Source organism: Paeniglutamicibacter quisquiliarum, from assembly GCF_019084045.1.
Classification (GTDB): Bacteria; Actinomycetota; Actinomycetes; order Actinomycetales; family Micrococcaceae; genus Paeniglutamicibacter; species Paeniglutamicibacter quisquiliarum.
Map to the genome: position 1 here is coordinate 318,179 of NZ_JAHRED010000002.1, position 19,503 is coordinate 337,681.

At 64.3% G+C, this 19,503-nt stretch carries 18 protein-coding genes and 1 pseudogene; 10 read left to right on the top strand and 9 right to left on the bottom strand.

The window, feature by feature from the left end; translation table 11 throughout:
* Positions 1 to 50 precede the first annotated feature (50 nt).
* Entirely contained in the window at positions 51 to 632 is a 582-nt protein-coding gene (locus tag KRR55_RS05035; protein ID WP_217387964.1) for a DUF3043 domain-containing protein, read from the bottom strand.
* A gap of 70 nt (positions 633 to 702) precedes the next feature.
* Here KRR55_RS05035 and KRR55_RS05040 point away from each other — a divergent pair, with 70 nt between their 5' ends.
* From KRR55_RS05040 to KRR55_RS05070, 7 genes are all read left to right on the top strand, one after another.
* Positions 703 to 2,112: a dipeptidase gene (locus KRR55_RS05040; protein ID WP_217387965.1), complete on the top strand. Its 1,410-nt coding sequence runs from the start codon at positions 703 to 705 to the stop codon at positions 2,110 to 2,112.
* 108 nt (positions 2,113 to 2,220) lie between these two features.
* A complete protein-coding gene (locus KRR55_RS05045) occupies positions 2,221 to 2,595 on the top strand; it encodes a HesB/IscA family protein (protein WP_217387966.1) in 375 nt (124 codons plus the stop codon).
* 205 nt (positions 2,596 to 2,800) lie between these two features.
* A complete protein-coding gene (ctaC, locus tag KRR55_RS05050) occupies positions 2,801 to 3,676 on the top strand; it encodes an aa3-type cytochrome oxidase subunit II (protein WP_217387967.1) in 876 nt (291 codons plus the stop codon).
* A gap of 6 nt (positions 3,677 to 3,682) precedes the next feature.
* Positions 3,683 to 5,401, top strand: a complete 1,719-nt coding sequence (gene ctaD, locus KRR55_RS05055; RefSeq protein WP_217387968.1) for an aa3-type cytochrome oxidase subunit I — start codon at positions 3,683 to 3,685, stop codon at positions 5,399 to 5,401.
* A gap of 2 nt (positions 5,402 to 5,403) precedes the next feature.
* Positions 5,404 to 5,805 carry a cytochrome c oxidase subunit 4 gene (locus KRR55_RS05060; protein ID WP_217387969.1) on the top strand — a complete coding sequence of 134 codons (402 nt, stop codon included), beginning with the start codon at positions 5,404 to 5,406 and terminating at the stop codon, positions 5,803 to 5,805.
* Positions 5,806 to 5,964: 159 nt separating this feature from the next.
* Positions 5,965 to 6,750, top strand: coding sequence for a GntR family transcriptional regulator (locus tag KRR55_RS05065; protein WP_217387970.1), 786 nt, complete (start codon positions 5,965 to 5,967; stop codon positions 6,748 to 6,750).
* Between the two features lie 197 nt (positions 6,751 to 6,947).
* Positions 6,948 to 7,286, top strand: coding sequence for a hypothetical protein (locus KRR55_RS05070; protein WP_217387971.1), 339 nt, complete (start codon positions 6,948 to 6,950; stop codon positions 7,284 to 7,286).
* 202 nt (positions 7,287 to 7,488) lie between these two features.
* Here KRR55_RS05070 and KRR55_RS20730 read toward each other — a convergent pair whose 3' ends face one another.
* The 5 genes from KRR55_RS20730 to ctaE form a co-directional block, all read right to left on the bottom strand.
* On the bottom strand, positions 7,489 to 7,602 hold the full coding sequence (locus tag KRR55_RS20730; RefSeq protein WP_418888828.1) for a hypothetical protein: 114 nt from the start codon (positions 7,600 to 7,602) through the stop codon (positions 7,489 to 7,491).
* Positions 7,603 to 8,004: 402 nt separating this feature from the next.
* Positions 8,005 to 9,681 carry a cytochrome bc1 complex cytochrome b subunit gene (qcrB, locus tag KRR55_RS05075; protein WP_217387972.1) on the bottom strand — a complete coding sequence of 559 codons (1,677 nt, stop codon included), beginning with the start codon at positions 9,679 to 9,681 and terminating at the stop codon, positions 8,005 to 8,007.
* Between the two features lie 3 nt (positions 9,682 to 9,684).
* A complete protein-coding gene (gene qcrA / locus KRR55_RS05080; RefSeq protein ID WP_217387973.1) occupies positions 9,685 to 10,728 on the bottom strand; it encodes a cytochrome bc1 complex Rieske iron-sulfur subunit in 1,044 nt (347 codons plus the stop codon).
* 69 nt (positions 10,729 to 10,797) lie between these two features.
* Positions 10,798 to 11,586: a cytochrome bc1 complex diheme cytochrome c subunit gene (gene qcrC / locus KRR55_RS05085; protein ID WP_217387974.1), complete on the bottom strand. Its 789-nt coding sequence runs from the start codon at positions 11,584 to 11,586 to the stop codon at positions 10,798 to 10,800.
* 67 nt (positions 11,587 to 11,653) lie between these two features.
* Positions 11,654 to 12,292: an aa3-type cytochrome oxidase subunit III gene (gene ctaE / locus KRR55_RS05090; protein WP_336245038.1), complete on the bottom strand. Its 639-nt coding sequence runs from the start codon at positions 12,290 to 12,292 to the stop codon at positions 11,654 to 11,656.
* Positions 12,293 to 12,438: 146 nt separating this feature from the next.
* Between ctaE and trpD the strand changes: the two genes are divergently transcribed.
* A complete protein-coding gene (trpD, locus tag KRR55_RS05095) occupies positions 12,439 to 13,491 on the top strand; it encodes an anthranilate phosphoribosyltransferase (RefSeq protein ID WP_217387975.1) in 1,053 nt (350 codons plus the stop codon).
* A 280-nt stretch (positions 13,492 to 13,771) separates the two neighbouring features.
* Here the strand turns inward: trpD and KRR55_RS05100 are convergent, their stop codons facing one another.
* The gene (locus KRR55_RS05100) at positions 13,772 to 14,050 is read right to left on the bottom strand and encodes an Lrp/AsnC family transcriptional regulator (protein ID WP_113764831.1); all 279 of its coding nucleotides are present in this window, start codon (positions 14,048 to 14,050) and stop codon (positions 13,772 to 13,774) included.
* 57 nt (positions 14,051 to 14,107) lie between these two features.
* A complete protein-coding gene (locus tag KRR55_RS05105) occupies positions 14,108 to 14,491 on the bottom strand; it encodes a DUF3054 domain-containing protein (protein WP_217387976.1) in 384 nt (127 codons plus the stop codon).
* 184 nt (positions 14,492 to 14,675) lie between these two features.
* On the opposite strand from KRR55_RS05105, the pseudogene KRR55_RS05110 reads away from it, so the two are divergent.
* Positions 14,676 to 15,182 (top strand): annotated as a pseudogene (locus KRR55_RS05110) (leucine zipper domain-containing protein); the annotation flags it as partial.
* Positions 15,183 to 15,248: 66 nt separating this feature from the next.
* Here the strand turns inward: KRR55_RS05110 and KRR55_RS05115 are convergent.
* Complete coding sequence (locus KRR55_RS05115; protein WP_217387977.1) at positions 15,249 to 16,262, bottom strand: tyrosine-type recombinase/integrase; 1,014 nt, start codon at positions 16,260 to 16,262, stop codon at positions 15,249 to 15,251.
* Between the two features lie 96 nt (positions 16,263 to 16,358).
* Between KRR55_RS05115 and KRR55_RS05120 the strand changes: the two genes are divergently transcribed.
* Positions 16,359 to 19,427, top strand: a complete 3,069-nt coding sequence (locus KRR55_RS05120) for a Tn3 family transposase (protein ID WP_217387978.1) — start codon at positions 16,359 to 16,361, stop codon at positions 19,425 to 19,427.
* Positions 19,428 to 19,503: the final 76 nt, after the last annotated feature.

Consider the following 19,503-nt stretch of genomic DNA (forward strand, 5'->3'; position numbering starts at 1 on the left):
GTGGGGTGCCACACGCCTTGGTGTGGATTCTTGAACGCCTGTGCGCGGTGTTAGCGCGGGTCCTCGCCGCGGCGGACCTGCGGCTTGGGCAGGCGCAGCTTGCGGAACTGCAGGCCGCGCATGATGCCGTAGTAGGTGACGCCGCGTTCGACCGAGCCGAAGCGGGCGACCAGGCCCTTCCGCAGGCCGCGGGACATGATGAACGCGTCCACGGCCACCAGCGCGACCAGGATCCACAGGGCAAAGGTCACGTACACGGTCACTTGCGGGTACCTGGAGAGGCTCAGCGAGACGATCAGGAACGCGAAGACCGCGAACATCAGGTATTCGCCGATCATGAAGCGCCGGTCCACGTAGTCGCGGGCGAAGCGCTTCTGCGGTCCCTGGTCGCGGGCAGCCATGAAGCGCTCGTCACCGGTCTCGTTGGCCAGCCGCATGCGGTTCTGCGCCTCGAGGCGCTGGGTGCGCTCGGCCGCGCGCGCCAGCTTGCGGTCGGTGGGCACCAGCGGGCGCTGGTTTTGCGCCTGCTGCGCACTGCGCTTCGGGGTCGGGGCATTCTTGCCGGCGGGCTTTGTGGTCTCTTCTGTGGGCGCTTCTATGGAAGCTGCCTGATCTTTCTTGCGTCCAAACACCCTGTCAGTCTAGCTTGCACCCGGCACGCCATCGTCATCGGGCGCCCGGCGCGGTTGTAGGCTTTTTCCCATGACTACCAAGAACACCGCCGCCCCGGCCACTTTCGGCGTGGATCGGGACTCCCTGGACGCACACGTTGAGATGGACTTCGAGCGCATTGTCTCCGAACTGGGCAGGCTCGTGGCAATTCCCGGCATTGCCTGGGAATCGTTCGACCCCGCCCAGCTTGACCGCAGCGCCGAGGCAGTGGCGCAGCTGGTGCGGGAGGCCGGCATGGAAAATGTCGAGATCCTCCGCGTGCCCACCGCCACCGGTGCCATGGGCGGCCCGGCGATCGTGGCCAACCGCCCCGCCCGCGACGGAAAGCCCACCATTTTGCTCTATGCGCACCACGATGTGCAGCCCCCGGGCGACGAGGAGCTGTGGAACACCAAGCCGTTCGAGGCAACCGAGATCGACGGCCGGCTCTACGGCCGGGGAGCGGCCGACGACAAGGCCGGCATCATGGTGCACATCGCCGCTCTGCGCGCGGTGCTTGACACCATTGCCGACTTCGGCCTCGGCGTCACGTTCTTCCTCGAAGGAGAGGAAGAGGCCGGTTCGCCCAGCTTCCGCCAGTTCCTGGAGACCCACCGCGACCGCCTGGAGGCGGACGTGATCGTGGTGGCCGACTCCTCCAACTGGAAGGTCGGGGTCCCGGCGTTGACCACGTCCCTGCGCGGCATGGTCGGGGGAGTGGTCGAGGTCCGCACGCTGAACCACGCGGTGCACTCGGGGATGTTCGGCGGGCCGGTGCTCGATGCCCCCACCGTGGCGGCCCGCCTGATCTCCACCTTCCACGACGCACAGGGCAACGTGGCAATCGAGGGGCTCGTGTCCAACGAGCACGCCCTGGTTGACTACCCCGAGGCAGCCTTCCGCGAAGATTCCTCCGTGTTGGACTCGGTGCAGCTCGCCGGCAGCGGCAACATTGCCGACCGCCTGTGGAACAAGCCGGCACTGTCCATCATCGGCATGGACATTCCCTCGGTGGCGGTGTCGTCAAACACCCTGTTGCCGTCCACGCGTTTCAAGCTGAGCCTGCGCGTGGCCCCCGGCCAGGACCCGGAGGCGGCCACCGAGGCGGTGCGCCGGCACATCCTGGGCCAGGACCTGGGAGGCGCGCAGGTCACCTTCGAGGCCGAGGAGGCCGGGCAGTCATTTGCCACCGACACCTCGGCGCCCGCAGCCCAGGCCAGCCTGTGGGCCTTGGGGGAGGCCTGGGGCGTTCCCGCCGTGGAGACCGGCATCGGCGGATCGATCCCGTTCATCTCCGACCTGCTGGATGTCTTCCCGGCGGCCCAGATCCTGGTCACCGGCGTGGAAGACCCGGATTCCCGGGCCCATTCGGCCAATGAGTCGCTGCACCTGGGCGATTTCCGTCACGCAATTTTGGCCGAGGCCCTGCTCTTGGCACGCTTGAACAACCACGGGCTATAGGACCCGCACTTCGTCGCCGCGCCAGCATTTGCGGTCTCGTCGTACCATTGAAGGTGAGGGGCCACGCTTGAGGCGTCGCCCAAGTGAGCAGTATATGGAGGATCACGCATGACAACTGCAGCCAATGAGACCACCGCGGACACCACGGAGCTTCCGAGCCACGAGGTCAAGCTTTCGGACGTCGCGGCAGACAAGGTCCGTTCACTGCTTGAACAGGAAGGCCGCACCGATCTTCGTTTGCGCGTCGCCGTTCAGCCAGGGGGATGTTCGGGCCTGATTTACCAGCTCTACTTTGACGAGCGCCTGCTTGAGGGCGACGCCGTCAAGGACTACGACGGCGTTGAGGTTGTCGTGGACAAGATGAGCGTTCCCTACCTGGACGGCGCTTCGATTGACTTCGAGGACACCATCTCCAAGCAGGGCTTCACCATCGACAACCCCTCTGCCGGGGGCTCTTGCGCCTGTGGAGATTCCTTCCACTAAGACGGAACCAAATGCACCGCCCATACGTTGAGACATCTTCGTCCCTGGGCGGTGTTTTGGTCGGCATTCGCATGCCCGAGAGGGTAAGCTCTACGATAAGTAGTAAAACTATGGTTTTCTTCGACCTCATCAGCGTTGATTCACTTGAGTCCGGCCGCTGGGAGGCGAAGACTCATTCAGCACCAACAAAGAGGAAGGGCCGTCTGTGAGTTCGCAAGACCGAACCAGCAGCCGCCGGAAAGGCATAGCCAAAGTCTTGGCGATTGCTGGTTCCGGTGCATTGTTGTTGACGGGATGTTCAGCGGAAGTCCAGCGAGGTTGGCTCCCAAACGTCGAACGTGACACCACCAACCACACCGGTATGATCCAGGATCTCTGGGTCAACTCGTGGATTACCGTACTTTTGATCGGTATCCTGACCTGGGGCCTGATGCTTTGGTGCATCATCGCCTACCGCCGTCGCAAGAATGACACTGGCTACCCGCGCCAGCTCAGCTACAACCTGCCCATCGAGATTTTCTACACGGCCGTTCCGCTCGTGCTGGTCCTGACGTTCTTCACGTTCGCGGACAGCACCGAGAAGTCGATCAACGCCAAGGTGGAATCCGAGCTCGTCGTAGATGTCCGTGCCAAGCAGTGGGCATGGGACTACAACTACACCTACGGCGGCCAGGAAAAGTACGACGCAACCGTTCAGGCGCACCTGACCGGCAAAGAGGGCGTCGAAGACACCCTGCCGACCCTGTACCTGCCGGTTGGAAAGAGCGTCACGCTTGAGTTGAACAGCCGCGACGTCATCCACTCGTTCTGGGTCCCCGCATTCCTGCAGAAGATGGACATGTTCCCGGGGCACACCAACTACATCTACCTCACGCCACAGGTCGAGGGACGATTCGACGGCAAGTGCGCGGAGCTCTGCGGCGAGTACCACTCGGAGATGCTCTTCAACGTGGAGGTCGTGTCCGAAGAGGAATTCCTCGACCAGCTGGCCCTCATGAAGGACGGCCACATTGGTGAGGAACAGGACCGCAAGCCGGGCGAGGTCAATCAGGCCTCGGCCCACGCCACGGAAGGGAAGTAACCCGTCGTGACTACTTACGAATACGCCACCGACGAGGTCAAGACCCTCGCGCCGCGCGTGGTCCCAATTTCCAAGGGACGGATCTTCGTCAACTGGATCACCTCCACCGACCACAAGACGATCGGGTACATGTACCTGATCACCTCGTTCATCTTCTTCTGCATTGGCGGCGTGATGGCCTTGGTCATCCGCGCCGAGCTGTTCGAACCGGGCATGCAGATCCTGCAGACCAAGGAACAGTACAACCAGCTGTTCACCATGCACGGCACCATCATGTTGCTGATGTTCGCGACCCCGTTGTTCGCGGGCTTCGCCAACGTCATGATGCCACTGCAGATCGGTGCACCGGATGTCGCCTTCCCGCGCCTGAACGCGCTGGCATTCTGGTTCTTCTCCTTCGGCTCGACCATTGCGTTGGCCGGTTACCTGACCCCGCAGGGTGCAGCCTCCTTCGGCTGGTTCGCCTACGCACCGCTGTCCAACACCACCTTCAGCCCCGGCGTGGGCGGGGATCTCTGGGTCTTCGGCCTGGCGCTCTCGGGCTTCGGCACGATCCTCGGTGCGGTCAACTTCATCACCACGATCATCTGCCTGCGTGCACCGGGCATGACCATGTGGCGCATGTCCATCTTCACCTGGAACACGCTGATCACCGCGATCCTGATCCTGATGGCCTTCCCGCCGCTGGCCGCGGCACTGTTCGCACTCGGTGCGGACCGGCGGTTCGGGGCGCACGTCTTTGATCCCGAGGCAGGCGGCCCGATGCTGTGGCAGCACCTGTTCTGGTTCTTCGGCCACCCCGAGGTCTACATCATTGCGCTGCCGTTCTTCGGCATCGTCTCGGAGATCTTCCCGGTGTTCTCCCGCAAGCCGATCTTCGGCTACAAGGGCCTGGTCTTCGCGACCATCTCGATTGCGGCACTGTCCGTCTCGGTGTGGGCGCACCACATGTACGCCACCGGCCAGGTCATGCTCCCGTTCTTCGGCTTCATGACGATGCTGATCGCGGTACCGACGGGCGTGAAGTTCTTCAACTGGATCGGCACCCTCTGGCGCGGATCGATCACCTTCGAGACCCCGATGCTCTGGAGCATCGGCTTCATGGTGACCTTCCTCTTCGGCGGCCTGACCGGCATCATCCTGGCGGCACCGCCGCTGGACTTCCACGTCTCGGACACCTACTTCGTGGTGGCGCACTTCCACTACGTGGTCTTCGGAACCGTTGTCTTCGCGATGTTCGCGGGCTTCTACTTCTGGTGGCCGAAGTGGACGGGCAAGATGCTCAACGAGCGCCTGGGCAAGATCCACTTCTGGCTCCTGTTCATCGGCTTCCACGGCACGTTCCTGATCCAGCACTGGCTGGGCGTCATGGGCATGCCGCGCCGCTACGCCGACTACATGCCGGAAGACGGGTTCACCACCATGAACCAGTTCTCCACCGTGTTCGCCTTCATCCTGGGCATGTCGATGATCCCGTTCTTCTGGAACGTCTGGACCACGCACCGCAACGGCAAGAAGGTCACCGTGGATGATCCGTGGGGCTTTGGTGCATCGCTGGAATGGGCAACCTCTTGCCCGCCGCCGCGCCACAACTTCCACTCGATCCCGCGCATCCGCTCCGAGCGCCCGGCTCTTGACCTCCACCACCCGGAACTGAGCGCACGCTCGACCCCGGAAACCGCGGTGGCCAAGATCTTCGGCCCGGCAGACCAGAAGGACATGTAGAGATGAAAATTGAATCTTGGCTCTTCCTGGGCGGACTCTTCTTCTTCACCCCGGTGGGGATCGTCTACGGCATCATGACCGAGTGGAACGAACCGGTCGGCTTCCTGGCCCTGTTCATGCTCTCCGGCATGTGCATCATGATCGGCTGGTACCTGCTGCACACCTCGCGTCGCGTCGGTGCCCGCCCCGAGGACCGTCTTGACGGCGACATCCACGAGAACGCCGGCACCGTCGGCCTCTTCGCCCCGTGGAGCTGGTGGCCGCTGGCCCTCGGCACGGGTGCGGCGATCGGCTTCGCCGGCCTTGCACTGGGCTTCTGGGTCCTGTACATCGGCGTTGGCCTCACGATCATCGGCCTCGTTGGCTGGGTCTACGAGTTCAGCCGCGGCAACCACGCCCACTAACCCGGGCCGGTAGCAAGCGCAGTACCTCGGCGGAAGCGGTGCTTCTTTCCCCTCGCGGGGAGGGAAACACCGCTTCCGCTGTTTAAGCGTCCATCGGCTGCATGCGGGACAATTGGAAGATGAGGGGCCGGATGCCGGCCCGCCGACACTGGAGCAAACGTGAAACCCTACGCGCCACAGCCCAAGGTGCATGGCCACATCGACGAGGACTCGCCGGTCAGCAAGTACCGGCAAATCCGCGAGATCCTGCGCACCCACGCGGCGACCGTCTGCAAGCCCGGCTACCGGCTGCCGCCCGAACGCGAGCTGTCCGAGGGATTCAACGTGGCCCGCAAGACCCTGCGACAGGCCATCGACTCGCTGGTCGAGGACCAGGTGCTCAAGCGGGTGGTCGGAGTGGGGACCTTCGTGGCACACCCGAAGCTGGACCTGCAGATCCGGTTGAACTCCTACAGCGAGGAAATGGTCCGGCGCGGCATGGTCCCCGATGCACACGTGCTGCGCTTCGAGGAAGCGCCCGCCTCCAGCACCCTGTCGCGGCACATGGAGATCGACGAGGGTGAACCGGTGATCCGCTTCAGCCGCCTCCTGCTGGCCGACGGCAAGCCCATGAGCCTGGATGAGAACTTCATGCCCAGCGCGCTGGTGCCCGGCTTCCTGAACGACCCTCCGCCCATTTCGCTCTACCAGTCGCTGCATGAACGCTACGGCCTGATCCTGGAGTGGGGCGAGGACCAGATCGAAAGCACGGCCGCGACGAGCGAGCATGCCGGACTGCTGCAGGTCGAGGTGGGTTTCCCGCTGCTGCGCATCACCCGCTACGCCTTCGTCGGCGAGGTGCTCGTCGACTACTCGATCTCCCTGTACCGCTCGGACCGCTACAAGCTGTTCGTCCCGCTGCAGCGCCAGGGAACCCGGAGCCCGCGCTACACCACCCTGAGGTAGTCCGGGAGCCCAGAGGGCGGCGCCAGGCCCTTCCGGCGGGCACAAGGCGCCGGAGCCGGTCCGGCGGGGCGGTCTCGCGACGGGACAGTGGCGCCAGGGGAGCATCCGTGCCAGGTCTTGCCGGTCCCGGTGACCGGGCGGAGACCAGGCGGGATGGGCGTGAGGCGCCCGCGCAGAGCGCCCGTGTCCAGGCGCGCGTGGGCAGCGGATGCATCATCGAGCGGAAAGACCTGTTCAACGCGGGCCAGAAGGACCCCCTGGCCGGCGAGCTGTTCGCCGTCCACCTGCTCATCCAGGGCGCCGACGCGGATGCCACGATCGGGGGCGGGCTCCTGTCCCGGCCACAATCCGCGATACGCCCCGGCGTCCCTGACGGCGGCCAGCGCCCGGTGCCCCAGTCCGGCGGCATCCAGCGCACCGTCGAAAGCGGCGTGGGTAGGCTCAGCGCCGCGTGGCAGGAAGTGCCCGTCACCACGGCCCTGCAGCAATTCGCTGTCCCGCTCCGACGCCAGCCCGGGGGCTCCAGCCCGCGGTGATGCGTCACCAGTTCCATGGCGTGCCCTCCGACGGCACCGGCCGCCCCGGTGACCGGCAGGCCCTGGCCGGGGCATCTCCAGGATTTCCGCGGGGCCTGGGCGTCGTCCAGCGAAGCGGGGGCGGGGGCAACGGCCGCGGCATCGAGCACGACGTAGTCGGCGTGCGTGCCCAGCGGCTTGCAGTGGCCGGTGGCCAGGTGTGTCACCCGGATGCCCAGGGTGAACTCGCTCCGGCCCCAAGGGCATCGACGGTGCCGGCGACATCCCAGCCCAGTCCGATTCGTTCCTGCGTGCAGCCGACGACCGCGGATCGCATGGCCGCGTCCACGGGATTCAGCGCACCGGCACCAACCTTGACGAATACCTGGTCAGGTCCGGTGCCGGAAGCGGGGTTTCCACGATGTCGACGGACTCGGGCCCTCCGAAGCTGGAGACGGTTGTGGCGCGCATGAGCATTGATTCTTCCGGTGCCGGGGCGGGTGGCCGCTGCGACCCTTCGGCGGGGTACTTGCGCTCCAGCCGGGAACACACAGCATGCGTTGGGCGAGAGGGCACCTTGCCAATGACTGCGCGAGGGCCGCCGCCGGCCGGGGGAGTGCCGGCATTTCGCACCTGGTCCATGTTGCCCGCCCGTTGATCCGGATCGAGGGTGGTTAAAACACTGCGGGGGCCCACCAATCGGTGGGCCCCCGCAGTCAGGATGATTTCCTGGCAGGTACTACTTTTCGATGGACTCCGTGGAGGAGCCTTCGATTTCTGCCGGTCCGTGTCCATGCTCGGCATGCAGTGCTGCCAACTCGGAAGGAGTCACCGGGGCGACGCGATCCTCGAAGAAGAACTTGGACAGGGCGCCGCGGCGCTTTTCGCTGCGGCTGACGTGGCCGGCTGCGTTCGGCTGGGCCGGGATGACCTTGCGGTCCTCGTAGTTGACCAGCGTGTGCAGCTTGTAGGCATCCAAGGCCTCGTGGCGTTCCGAGAAGGTGCCTTCCGGCGTCATCTCGATGATGCCGGTTTCGCGACCGTGCAGGACGATCTCGCGGTCCTTGCGCTGCAGCGACAGTGCGATGCGGCGGGCAACGATGAACCCGAGGATCGGGCCGAGGACGAACAGCACGCGCAACCAGTAGGTGACGTCGTTCAGCGACACGTGGAAGTGCGTTGCGATCAGGTCCGAGGAGGCAGCTGCCCACATCACGCAGTAGGAGACGACACCGGCAACACCCATGCCCGTACGGAACGGGGCGTTGCGCGGGCGATCCAGCAGGTGGTGTTCGCGCTTGTCCTTGGTGATCCAGCTTTCGATCCACGGCCAGGTGAACATGATCGTGAACATGATGCCGGCCGGGACCAGCGCCGGCAACAGCACGTTGAGCGTCAGGGTGTTGGTGCCCCACGGCAACGGGACGAGCCACTCGAAGGAGAAGTTGCCCAACATGCCCGGCATCAGGCGCAGGGCGCCATCGACGAAGCCGATGTACCAGTCAGGCTGGGTGCCTGCGGATACCGGCGACGGGTCGTACGGGCCGTAGTTCCAGATCGGGTTGATGGTCAGCAATCCGGAGATTGCCGCCACGATGCCGAAGACGATGAAGAAGAATCCGCCGGCCTTGGCCGCGTAGACCGGACCGACCGGGAAGCCCACGACGTTGTCGTTGGTGCGGCCCGGGCCGGGGTACTGGGTGTGCTTGTGCACAACAACCATGAACAGGTGCAAGGCAACCATGAGCAGGATGATCGCCGGAACGATCATGATGTGCAGCGAGTACAGGCGCGGAATGATGACGGTGCCCGGGAATTCGCCGCCGAAGAGGAACAGCGAAAGGTAGGTGCCGACGAGCGGGATCGACTTCATGACCCCGTCGATGATGCGCAGGCCGTTGCCGGAGAGCAGGTCATCGGGGAGCGAGTAACCGGTGAAGCCGGCAGCCATCGCCAGGATCAGCAGCACGCCGCCGACTACCCAGTTCAGTTCGCGCGGCTTGCGGAATGCGCCGGTGAAGAACACGCGGAGCATGTGGACCGACACCGCGGCGACGAACAGGATCGCCGACCAGTGGTGGACCTGGCGCATGAACAAGCCGCCACGCACGTCGAAGGAGATATCCAGCGACGAGGAGTAGGCGGCGGACATGCCGATGCCCTTGAGCGGGTTGTACGAGCCGTTGTAGATGACGTGTGCCATCGACGGATCGAAGAAGAACGTCAGGAACGTTCCGGAGATCAGCAGCAGGACGAAGGTGTACAACGCCACTTCGCCGAACATGAAGGACCAGTGGTCCGGGAAGATCTTGCGACCGAATTCCTTGACGATGATCGAGCCGCCGACACGCTGGTCGACGAAGTTGGCAATCCGACCGGTGGAGGTCTTCGGGGTGTACTCAGTTGTGGTGCTCATGGATTAGCCACGCTCCCAGTAGCTCGGTCCAACAGGCTCCTGGAAGTCGCTCTGGGCGACGAGGAAGCCGTTGGAGTCAACCGTGATTGGCAGCTGCGGCAGCGGGCGACCGGCCGGTCCGAAGATGACCTTGCATTCCTGCGTGAGGTCGAACGTCGACTGGTGGCACGGGCACAGCAGGTGGTGCGTCTGCTGCTCGTACAAGGCCACCGGGCAACCGACGTGCGTGCAGATCTTCGAGTAGGCAACAATGCCGTCCACGTGCCAGTCCTCGCGACCCGCGGAGACCTGCATCTTCGACGGATCCAGGCGCATCAGCAAAACAACGGCCTTGGCCTTCTCGTTGAGCATGTCCTCGGCCTCGTCAAGTCCCTCGGGAATGACGTGGAACGCCGAACCGATCTGAACATCCGCTGCCTTGATGGGGGTGCCGGACGGGTCGCGGGTAAGGCGAACATCCTTGTCCCACATGGTGTGGCGGAACTGCTCGATCATTTCGCCGGCATTCTTGCCGGAGCGGTCAAGGTCGCGGAACATGAAGATGGCCGGGATCGGAGCCAAGGCAATGGCGCCGATGAGGGTGTTGCGAATCAACGGACGGCGCTTGATGCCGGTCTCTTCGATCACCTGGTTGATGATTTCCTCGGCGTCCTTGCGATCAGCCTCGGTGGTGATCTCATGGCGCATTTCCGAGATTTCGTGGTCCGGCATCAGGGTCTTTGCCCAGTGGACAATGCCGATACCGATGCCGAGCATGGCAAATGTGGTGCCAAGGCCGAGCATCGCGTTCTGGACACGGATTTCCGAGATGTTTTCCGGACGTCCGAGAACGAAGTAAGCAATAAAGAACGACAGCGTTCCGATGATGGAGATGATAAACAGCAGCGCTACCTGACGCTCTGCTCGCTTCTCTGCATGCGGGTCGGTATCTGCCAAGCGCTTCCGATGCGGCGGAAGGCCGGGATCCTGGAATTTCTCCAGGGTTCCCGTGCCAGCCTTAGCAACGGTGCCCGAGTCGTCCGGACTGCCGTGACTATGGTCGCCCATGTTGTCTCTCATCCTTTTCTCAAGATTCATTAGTACGTAGTGATGTTGGCGGCACGGGCCGCCAGCGACCTAGGAAGGACGCGAGGTGAGCCAGATGGTGAAGGCGATGATGATGCCCAAACCACCGGTCCAGATGAAGAGACCTTCAGCGACCGGACCCAGCGAGCCAAGCTTGGCCCCGCCCGGTGAACCCTGTGCTTCAATTTCCTTCAGGAAGGTGATCACGTCACGCTTCTCTTCGGGGGTGATGTTCGAGTCGTTGAAGACGGGCATGTTCTGCGGGCCGGTAATCATGGCTTCGTAGATGTGCTTCTCGGATACACCGGCGAGGGCCGGGGCAAACTTGCCGCGCGTTAGTGCGCCGCCGGCAGCGGCGGCGTTGTGACACATTGCGCAATTCACGCGGAATACCGTACCGCCTGCGGCAGAGTTGCCATGGGATGTATCAAGCATGTCTTCGGACGGGATTGCCGGTCCGGCACCCAGGCTGGCTACGAATGCCGACAGCTGGGAGATCTGGGTTTCATCGAACTGTACCGGCTTGGCCTGAGCCTGGGGCCCCTGCATCTGCATCGGCATACGTCCGGTTCCGACCTGGAAGTCGACTGCAGCGGCGCCTACGCCAATCAGCGAAGGACCGTCAGCCGATCCTTCTGCATTCAAACCGTGGCAGGTAGCGCAGTTCGCGACGAAGAGCTTGTTGCCCTCCTCGATGTCACTTGCGCTATATCCTGTGGCCGCCTTGGCCTCGTTGACGCTGCCGGCGGCCATGTACAGGCCTCCAGTGATGAGCAGGCCCATCAACAGCAGTGCGACGGCGGCGAGTGGATGGCGGCGCCTTTGCGAAAGAGCCTTCACTTGCTGGTTCCTCACTTATTTCTTAGAACGGGGAAGTTGCCGAAAGCAGGCAACGTAGTTGGTTGCGCTACTTCAGGAAGTAGATGATCGCGAACAGGGCGATCCACACGACGTCGACGAAGTGCCAGTAGTAAGACACAACAATCGCACCGGTTGCCTCGTAGTGACCGAACTTACGTGCAATAAGCGCACGGCCGATGATCAGCAGGAAGGCAATGAGTCCGCCAGCCACGTGCAAGCCGTGGAATCCGGTGGTCATGTAGAAGACGGAACCGTAGGCATTGGAGTTCAGCGCAATACCGTGAGCGATGAGCTCGGTGTATTCGTAGGCCTGAACGGAAACAAAAATGGCACCGAGGATGAAGGTCAGGACGAACCATTCGACCATTCCCCATTCCTTCAAGTTGAACAGTCCGCCGGTGCGGCGAGGCTTAAGATCCTCGGCACGGAAGACACCCAACTGGCAGGAGAACGAGCTCGAGACCAGGATGATCGTGTTGATAAGTGCGAACGGAACGTTGAGTTTCTCGGTTTCGGTCGCCCACATTTCCGGCGATGCAGCGCGGAGTGTGAAGTACATGGCGAAAAGCGCGGCAAAGAACATCAGCTCGCTGGCAAGCCAGACGACAGTTCCTACCGACACCATGTTGGGACGGTTCGGCGCAGGATGCGCCGGGGCAATTAGGGCATGAGTCGCAGTTGTCACAGAGCCATTATGTCTATAAAAGTACCTCCGACACCAATGCATCTGGCCCCGCGTGGCGGGAAATTTCACCGCTTCACGCCTACAGCCGCGGAAACACGCGGGATTAACATTTCAGACTTTCTACGATTCGTAGATAACCTAGTGGCGTGTCAACGATTCGAACGAACCCAAAGTTCCCCACATGGCCGTCAATTCTCTCTGCGCTGATCGCCGGCGGCGATCTCGAGCGGGACCAAGCGTATTGGGCCATGGGCGAGGTGATGACGGGCAATGCCAGCGATGCGCAGGTGGCCGGGTTCCTTGTCGCGCTCCGTTCCAAGGGCGAAACCGTTGCCGAACTCACCGGCCTGGTCGAGGCGATGGTTGCCAATGCCCGGCCGCTTGTTGTCGAGGGCGAGCACCTGGACATCGTGGGCACCGGGGGTGACAGACAGAACACCGTGAACATCTCCACGATGTCGACGCTGGTGTGCGCCGGGGCCGGGGCGCGGATCGTGAAGCACGGGAACCGGGCCTCGTCCTCCTCGTCGGGTTCCGCGGATGTGCTCGAGGCCCTGGGCGTCCGCCTCGACGTACCCGTCGAGAAGCTGCATGACGTCTTGGACGCGGCGAACATCACCTTCTGCTTCGCCAACATCTTCCATCCCTCCATGCGCAACGCCGCAGTGCCCCGGCGCGAGCTGGGCGTGCCGACCGCGTTCAACTTCATGGGGCCGTTGACCAATCCCTCCGAACCGACAGCATCTGCCATCGGCTGTGCCGACCTGCGCATGGCGCCGCTGATGGCCGGCGTGCTGGCAGCACGGGGCGTCCGCGCGCTGGTCTTCCGCGGCGAAGACGGGCTGGACGAGCTGACCACCACGGCCGACAACCGGGTGTGGGAGGTGCGCGACGGAAAGGTCACCGAGTCGCGATTCGATGCCAGGGACCTGGGCATGGCCCGGGTGACGCTCGATGACCTGCGCGGGGGAGACGCGCAGTACAACGCCCAGGTGGTGCGCGATGTGCTCGACGGCGCCCAGGGCCCGGTCCGCGACGCGGTCCTGCTCAACGCCGCGGCCGGGCTGGTCGCGTTCGACCTGGACGGCTCGGGGTCGGTGCAGGAGCGACTGGCAGTGGCCGTCGGGCGGGCGGCGGAGTCGATTGATTCCGGTGCCGCGCGCCTGGTCCTGGAGAAGTGGATCCAGGCGACGGCCTAGCTTTTCGGGGCGTGCGGCTTCGCACCCCGGCTGGCGCGTCTCCCGTCCCTTGCGGATGGGAGACGCGCCAGTGCCGTTTCAGGGGCCCGGGACCCGGTTTGCCGGCCTCCGGCCGGGATTGCATTTTGCGGACGCTGGCGAGCGCCGTGTGGTTTTTGGGGCTGGGGCCGGCGGCGGGACCGCGTTTCGGGGTTAACCGGCGGTGGCGGGTGTGCCGCGGTCCCCGGTCGGGGTCGCGGCACACCCGCCACGGGTCGTGCGCCGTGCGAAAGCCGTTCGGCTACTCGAGACCGAGCGAGAAGGCAGCATCCAGGTCGTGGCTGGAGTAGGCCCGGAAGGCGATATGGGTTTGCGTCCCGGTGATCCCGGGGACCTTTGAGAGCTTGTTGGCGATGACCTCGGCCAGGTCCTCGTGGTGGCGGACCCGGGCGATGGCGATCAGGTCCCAGTCGCCGGCGACCGAATAGACCTCGGAGATGCCGTCGATGTCAGAGATCTTTTCGGCGCACTCGGGAATGCTGTCAGAAGCGGTTTGGATCATGACGAATGCAGTGACCACGTTGATACCTCCAGATGGTTATGGGCGGTGGTTTTCCGGACTTGATGCGAGCCTAGTTCAGGATCCGGGCGTGCGCACGCGGCGGCGCGCAATAAGGGTGGTGACCACTCGGCGGCCCACCAGGAGCACGCCCAGCACGATCGTCGCGACAATGATGAACGGCACCGCCGCGGTGGCGCCGAACAGCACGCGCAGGGCCAGGCCCAGGGCAACGGTTCCGAGCCAAACGAGGACCCCGGTGGGCCAGATTCGCGAGTGCGTGGTCCAGGGGCGCGAGAGCAGCGTCAATGCCGCCAGCGCCAGCAGGAAGGGCGCCGCCGTTTGGAGCACCCCGAGGATGGTCAGGGATTCTTGGTGGGAGCCCCGTCCGGTCAACGCGAAGATCAGGACGAGGACCACGTCGATCGCGAAGTACGCGATCCAGGTCTTACGAGAGGTCATGTATCTATTCTACGGCCCGTAGTACGGTGGTGCGCCCGCGAACGACGGGACCTCCGCTTGGCCAAAGCCTAGGTGTATTAACCACGGACGTTAGTGACATGCGGCGTGGCTAAGTGACAAAAAGAAGACCTCCAAGTGAAGTGGTGTTTGCGACAACATTCACGACATCCCGGAGGTCTTCTTCATGTCCCATAATAATGCCATCCTCGCGCCCAAGGGCCGCCTGAAGCTGGCCCGGTGCATCGTGGAGGACCGCTGGCCCCTGCGCCGGGCGGCCGAGCGCTTCCAGGTCTCCGTCACCACCGCCGCCCGCTGGGCCTCCCGCTACCGGGAGCACGGCGAGGACGGGATGCAGGACCGCTCCAGCCGACCCCACCATTCACCGCGGCGTGTCCGCGTGCGCACCGAGCGGCGGATCATCGGGCTGCGGGTGAACCGGCGCTGGGGCCCGGCGAGGATCGGCTACCTGCTGGGCCTGCACCCCTCCACCGTCCACAAGGTCCTCTCCCGGTTCGGTCTCTCCCGGCTGTCGTGGCAGGACCGCGCCACCGGGCAGGCCATCCGCCGCTACGAACACGAGGCGCCCGGGGACATGGTCCACGTGGACATCAAGAAACTCGGGCGGATCCCCGACGGCGGCGGCCACCGGGTCACGGACCGGGCCGCCGGGAACCGCAACAAGACCGGGACCCCGGCCAACCGCCGACCCGGCTAGGGGTGGGACCCAAGTACGCCTGAAACCTGCCAAGCCCGTGGTTTATCGGTCGGTGGGGAGGGTGTCGATGGCGTTTTGGCGGTCGGCTTCGGATGGTTTCGTGTAGCGGCGGGTGGTCTCCAGCCGGGCGTGGCCCATGAGTTCGGCGACGAGCACGACGTCGTGGCCCTCGCGCACGAGGTTGGTGCCGAATGTGTGGCGCAGGATCTGGGTGGTGAAATCGATGTCGGGGTTATCGGTGAAACCGGCGTCGTTGGCCAGATCCCCGAGGATGTCATCGCATCCCTTGACGCTCAGTCGTTCTCCGCGGTGGTTCAGGAAGACCGCGGGGTTGTTGGCCGCGCCCGGCCATGAGGGGCGTTCTTCGTTGATCCACAAGGCGAGGTTCTCCCGCAGCACGGGGTGGACGGGGACTTCCCGGTAGCGGCCGCCCTTGCCGGAACGAACGATCAGCAGGCCCTTGCGGGCCGAGAGGCGCACATCCCCGAGGTCGAGTGCGGTGATCTCGCTGATCCGCAACCCGGCATAGAACGGGATGTAGCCGATGGCCCGGTTGCGGGGGTGGGTGCAGCGTTCACAGGTGCGCAGCCAGCGTTTCTGGTTGCGTGCGTCCAGGGCCCTGGGCGCGGTGGAGGGCAGCTCGAGCCGTTTGGCGTTCGGGGCGCCCACGCCGGTGCGGGTGTAGAAGTCGGTCAGGGCCGCCAGGTGCGCGTTGATCGTGGCGGGTTTGCGCTTGAGGACTTTCTGAAGGTGGGTGCGCCAGTCCCGGACGGCTCCGTCGCGCGCGGCCGGGTCAAAGAGGGCCGAGCTGTCCACGCCGGCGCCATCGAGCCAGGCGAAGAAGGTACGCACCCGTGAGGCGTAGGCGCGGCGGGAATTGTCATCGAGCGGGGCGGACCCCAGAAGCAGGAGGTATTCGCCCCAGAGTTGTTCCAGATGCGGGGCCAACACGGCAGGGGCACGTCCCCGTCGGGGCTTTTCGTCTGCCGCCGTTGTGATATCTGAAGTTGCCCGGGGGTCTTCCCGCCCCGCAGATTTCGCGATATCTGAAGTCATTGCAGTATTCTACTTCAGATATTTGTTGTTATCTGAAGTTGTTTCGGCCTGTGCGCCTCGCTGGTGCCTCCGGTTCCCTGCGGGAGAGGAAGATTCGTGACGTCCGTGGGCAGGACCGCCTATCCGAGATTCACCGCTGCGGTATCGGAGCGGCAGCTGGCAGAGTCGTTCACCCCGACCGAGGAGGAGAAGGACTGGGCCGGGGAAAAGACACGGGACGAAGCCGGTCGTGCGGTGCTGCTGACGGTGCTGAAGTGCTATCAGCGGTTGGGGTATTTCACGCGGGCCGAGGAGGTTCCCGCGGCCGTCACCGGCCATGTTGGAGCGCTGTTGGGTGTGACGATCGACCTTGCCGACGCGTCCCGGGCAGAGAGGACCTGGTGGCGCTATCGCGATTATGTCCGCGTCCGCATGGGCGTCGTCTACGATGCCAAACGGGTTCGCCGGATGGCTGCCGAGGCGTTGGAGGCCGCGGTGGTGACCAAGGACCACCCTGCCGACCTGATCAACGTGGCGTTGGAGGAACTGCTCCGTGCCGGCTGCGAGCTGCCCGGGTACTCGACTCTCGACAGCATGGTCGCCAGGATCCGTGCCCGGTACAACACCGCGCTGTTCGCCGGGGTTCAAGAGCGGATGGCTCCCGGTGACCGGCTGCGGTTGGAACGATTGCTGTTGGTGGACCCCGTATCGCGGCGCAGCGAGTTCGAGACGCTCAAGGCGCCCGCGGGCTCGGCGATGAAGCTGGGGAAATTCAAGGACCGCATCGAGCTCCTGCGCCGGCTCGACGCGGTCGGCGAGACCGGCACCTGGCTCGGCGGTGTCTCGGCGCAGCGGATCTCCCATTTCGCCGGGCAGGCCCGCGCCGTCGATGTCGATGAACTCTCCAGGACCGGGGAGCCCAAGCGGCTGACCCTTATCGCGTGCCTCCTGCATGAGACCCGCATCCGCCTGCGCGACGAGACCGTCGAGATGTTCTGCAAACGCATGGCCCTCGTTCACAAAAAGGGACGCGAGCGGCTCGAGGAACTCAAACTCGCCCACCGCGCCGAGTCGGAGTACCTGCTCGATGTGTTCGGAGAGGTCCTCTCCCTGGCCCATGAGGTGTCCGGGAACGAAGGGAACCCCGAGGAAGGGTTCGACGCGGCCGCGACGGGGCAGAAACTCCTGGAAACGCTTCAGGCCGCCGGCGGCCTGAAGCGGCTGACAGCCGCACACGAAGCGGTCTCGGCCCACCACGGACGCAACTATTTGCCGCTGCTGGAATCGTTCTGCCGGGCTCACCGCTCTGCCCTGTTCGAGCTGTTGGAGGCCCTTGCCCTGGAAGCGACCAGCGCCGATGCCAGCGTGGTGAATGCCGTGAACTTCATTCGTGCCTGCCGCAAACGCACCGGCGAATACGTCCCCGAAACCCTCACGGTTGCCGGCGAAGATGGCACCTTGCAGACGCTGGCACTCGATCTGGACTCCTTCGCCACCGAGGCCTGGAAGAGGGTCATCCGTGACAAGAAGCACCCCGGCAAACTCGCGCGCCGCCACCTGGAGGTCTGCGTGTTCTCATTCCTCGCCGCGGAACTGCGCTCGGGCGATATCGCCGTGGTCGGCGCCGACTCCTACGCGGGGCTGCACCGGCAGATGATGACCTGGCAGCAGTGCCAGGACCTCGCCGAGGACTTTTGCTCCCAGACCGGCATCCCCGCAACCGGGAGCGGGCTGGTCGAGCACTTCAAGGCGCAGCTGGCCGACACCGCACGGGCCGCCGACGCCGGCTACCCGGCCAACACCGACCTCGTCCTGGAAGGCGACCGGCCCTTGCTCAAACGCCGGAAGGGAGCCGACCGGAGGCCATCGGCCATCGTCCTGGAAGAAGCCGTTCATGAGCGCCTGAGCGAACGCGGACTTCTGGACATCATTACCGTCAGCGCCCACCGGCTGGGCTGGCACAAGCATTTCGGACCGGCCTCCGGCGCCGACCCGAAACTACGCGACGCCTTGGGTCGATACTGCCTCACGGTCTTCACCTACGGCACCCTCCTTGGCCCCGCACAGGTCGCCCGCCATATGGAAGGCGCCGTCAGCGCCCATGAGCTCTACACCGCGGGGAACAAGCACACCACGGCCGAGAAGATCACTCGTGCCTCGGCCGAGGTCATCAATGCCTTTGCGCAGCTGGACGTCGCCTCCGTCTGGGGCGATGGGCGCACCGTCGCCGCCGACGGCACCCAGGTCGACACCTGGGAGAACAACCTGCTGGCCGAGTCCCATATCCGCTACGGGGGATACGGAGGCATCGCCTACCGCCACGTTTCCGACACCTACATCGCCCTGTTCAGCCACTTCATTCCCTGCGGAGTGTGGGAAGCGGTCTACATCATCGAAGGACTGCTGCAAAACGACTCCGAGCTGCAACCGGACACGATCCACGCCGACACGCAGGGACAGTCCCTGCCGGTCTTCGGTCTCGCCGCGCTCCTGGGCTTTGACCTGCTCCCACGTATCCGGGATTGGAAAGACCTCATTCTCTACCGCCCCGACACGGCCACCCGCTACACGCACATCGACTCGCTGTTCGGTGACACGGCCATCGACTGGGGACTGATCGAGACCCACTGGCCCGACCTGATGCGCACCGTCATTTCCATCCGCGAGGGCTGCCTGTCCTCGGTCACCCTTTTGCGCAGGCTGGGCAACCACTCCCGCAAGAACCGCCTCTACCGGGCCTTCCGCGAACTCGGGCGCGTCGTGCGCACCATCACGCTGCTGCGCTACCTATCCGACCCCGAACTGCGCGAACACATCACCGCGATCACCAACCGGGTCGAATCGTTCCATAAATTCAGCGACTGGCTGGCCTTCGGGAACGAAATGATCGGCCACAACGACCCCGAACACCAGGAAAAGATCATCAAGTTCAACGAGCTGCTGGCCAACATCGTCATCTACTCCACCGCCTGCGACATCACCGCCGCCGCCAACGAGCTCGCAGCCGAAGGCCACACCATCGACACCGAAGACCTGGCCACGATCTCCCCCTACATCACCAGGACCATCCGCCGCTTCGGAGACTACGTCCTCAACCTCGCCCCGCCGGACCAAGACCCGCAAACGAAACTGGACCTGCAACCAGGGGCACTATTCCCACCCACCAGTATCAGACCCCGAATCTAGAACCATGCATTCCCCGCCGTGGAGCGTGGCAGGTTTCAGGCGTACTTGGATCCCGTCCCTGGTACGGCCGACGCCA

Bases quoted from the DNA above. Each gene is read 5' to 3' on its own strand.
- KRR55_RS05105 (WP_217387976.1), bottom strand. From the start codon at position 14,491: ATGACCTCTCGTAAGACCTGGATCGCGTACTTCGCGATCGACGTGGTC.
- KRR55_RS20730 (WP_418888828.1), bottom strand. From the start codon at position 7,602: ATGCGATCCGCGGTCGTCGGCTGCACGCAGGAACGAATCGGACTGGGC.
- KRR55_RS05040 (WP_217387965.1), top strand. From the start codon at position 703: ATGACTACCAAGAACACCGCCGCCCCGGCCACTTTCGGCGTGGATCGG.
- KRR55_RS05060 (WP_217387969.1), top strand. From the start codon at position 5,404: ATGAAAATTGAATCTTGGCTCTTCCTGGGCGGACTCTTCTTCTTCACC.
- qcrB (WP_217387972.1), bottom strand. From the start codon at position 9,681: ATGAGCACCACAACTGAGTACACCCCGAAGACCTCCACCGGTCGGATT.
- KRR55_RS05045 (WP_217387966.1), top strand. From the start codon at position 2,221: ATGACAACTGCAGCCAATGAGACCACCGCGGACACCACGGAGCTTCCG.
- qcrA (WP_217387973.1), bottom strand. From the start codon at position 10,728: ATGGGCGACCATAGTCACGGCAGTCCGGACGACTCGGGCACCGTTGCT.
- KRR55_RS05115 (WP_217387977.1), bottom strand. From the start codon at position 16,262: ATGACTTCAGATATCGCGAAATCTGCGGGGCGGGAAGACCCCCGGGCA.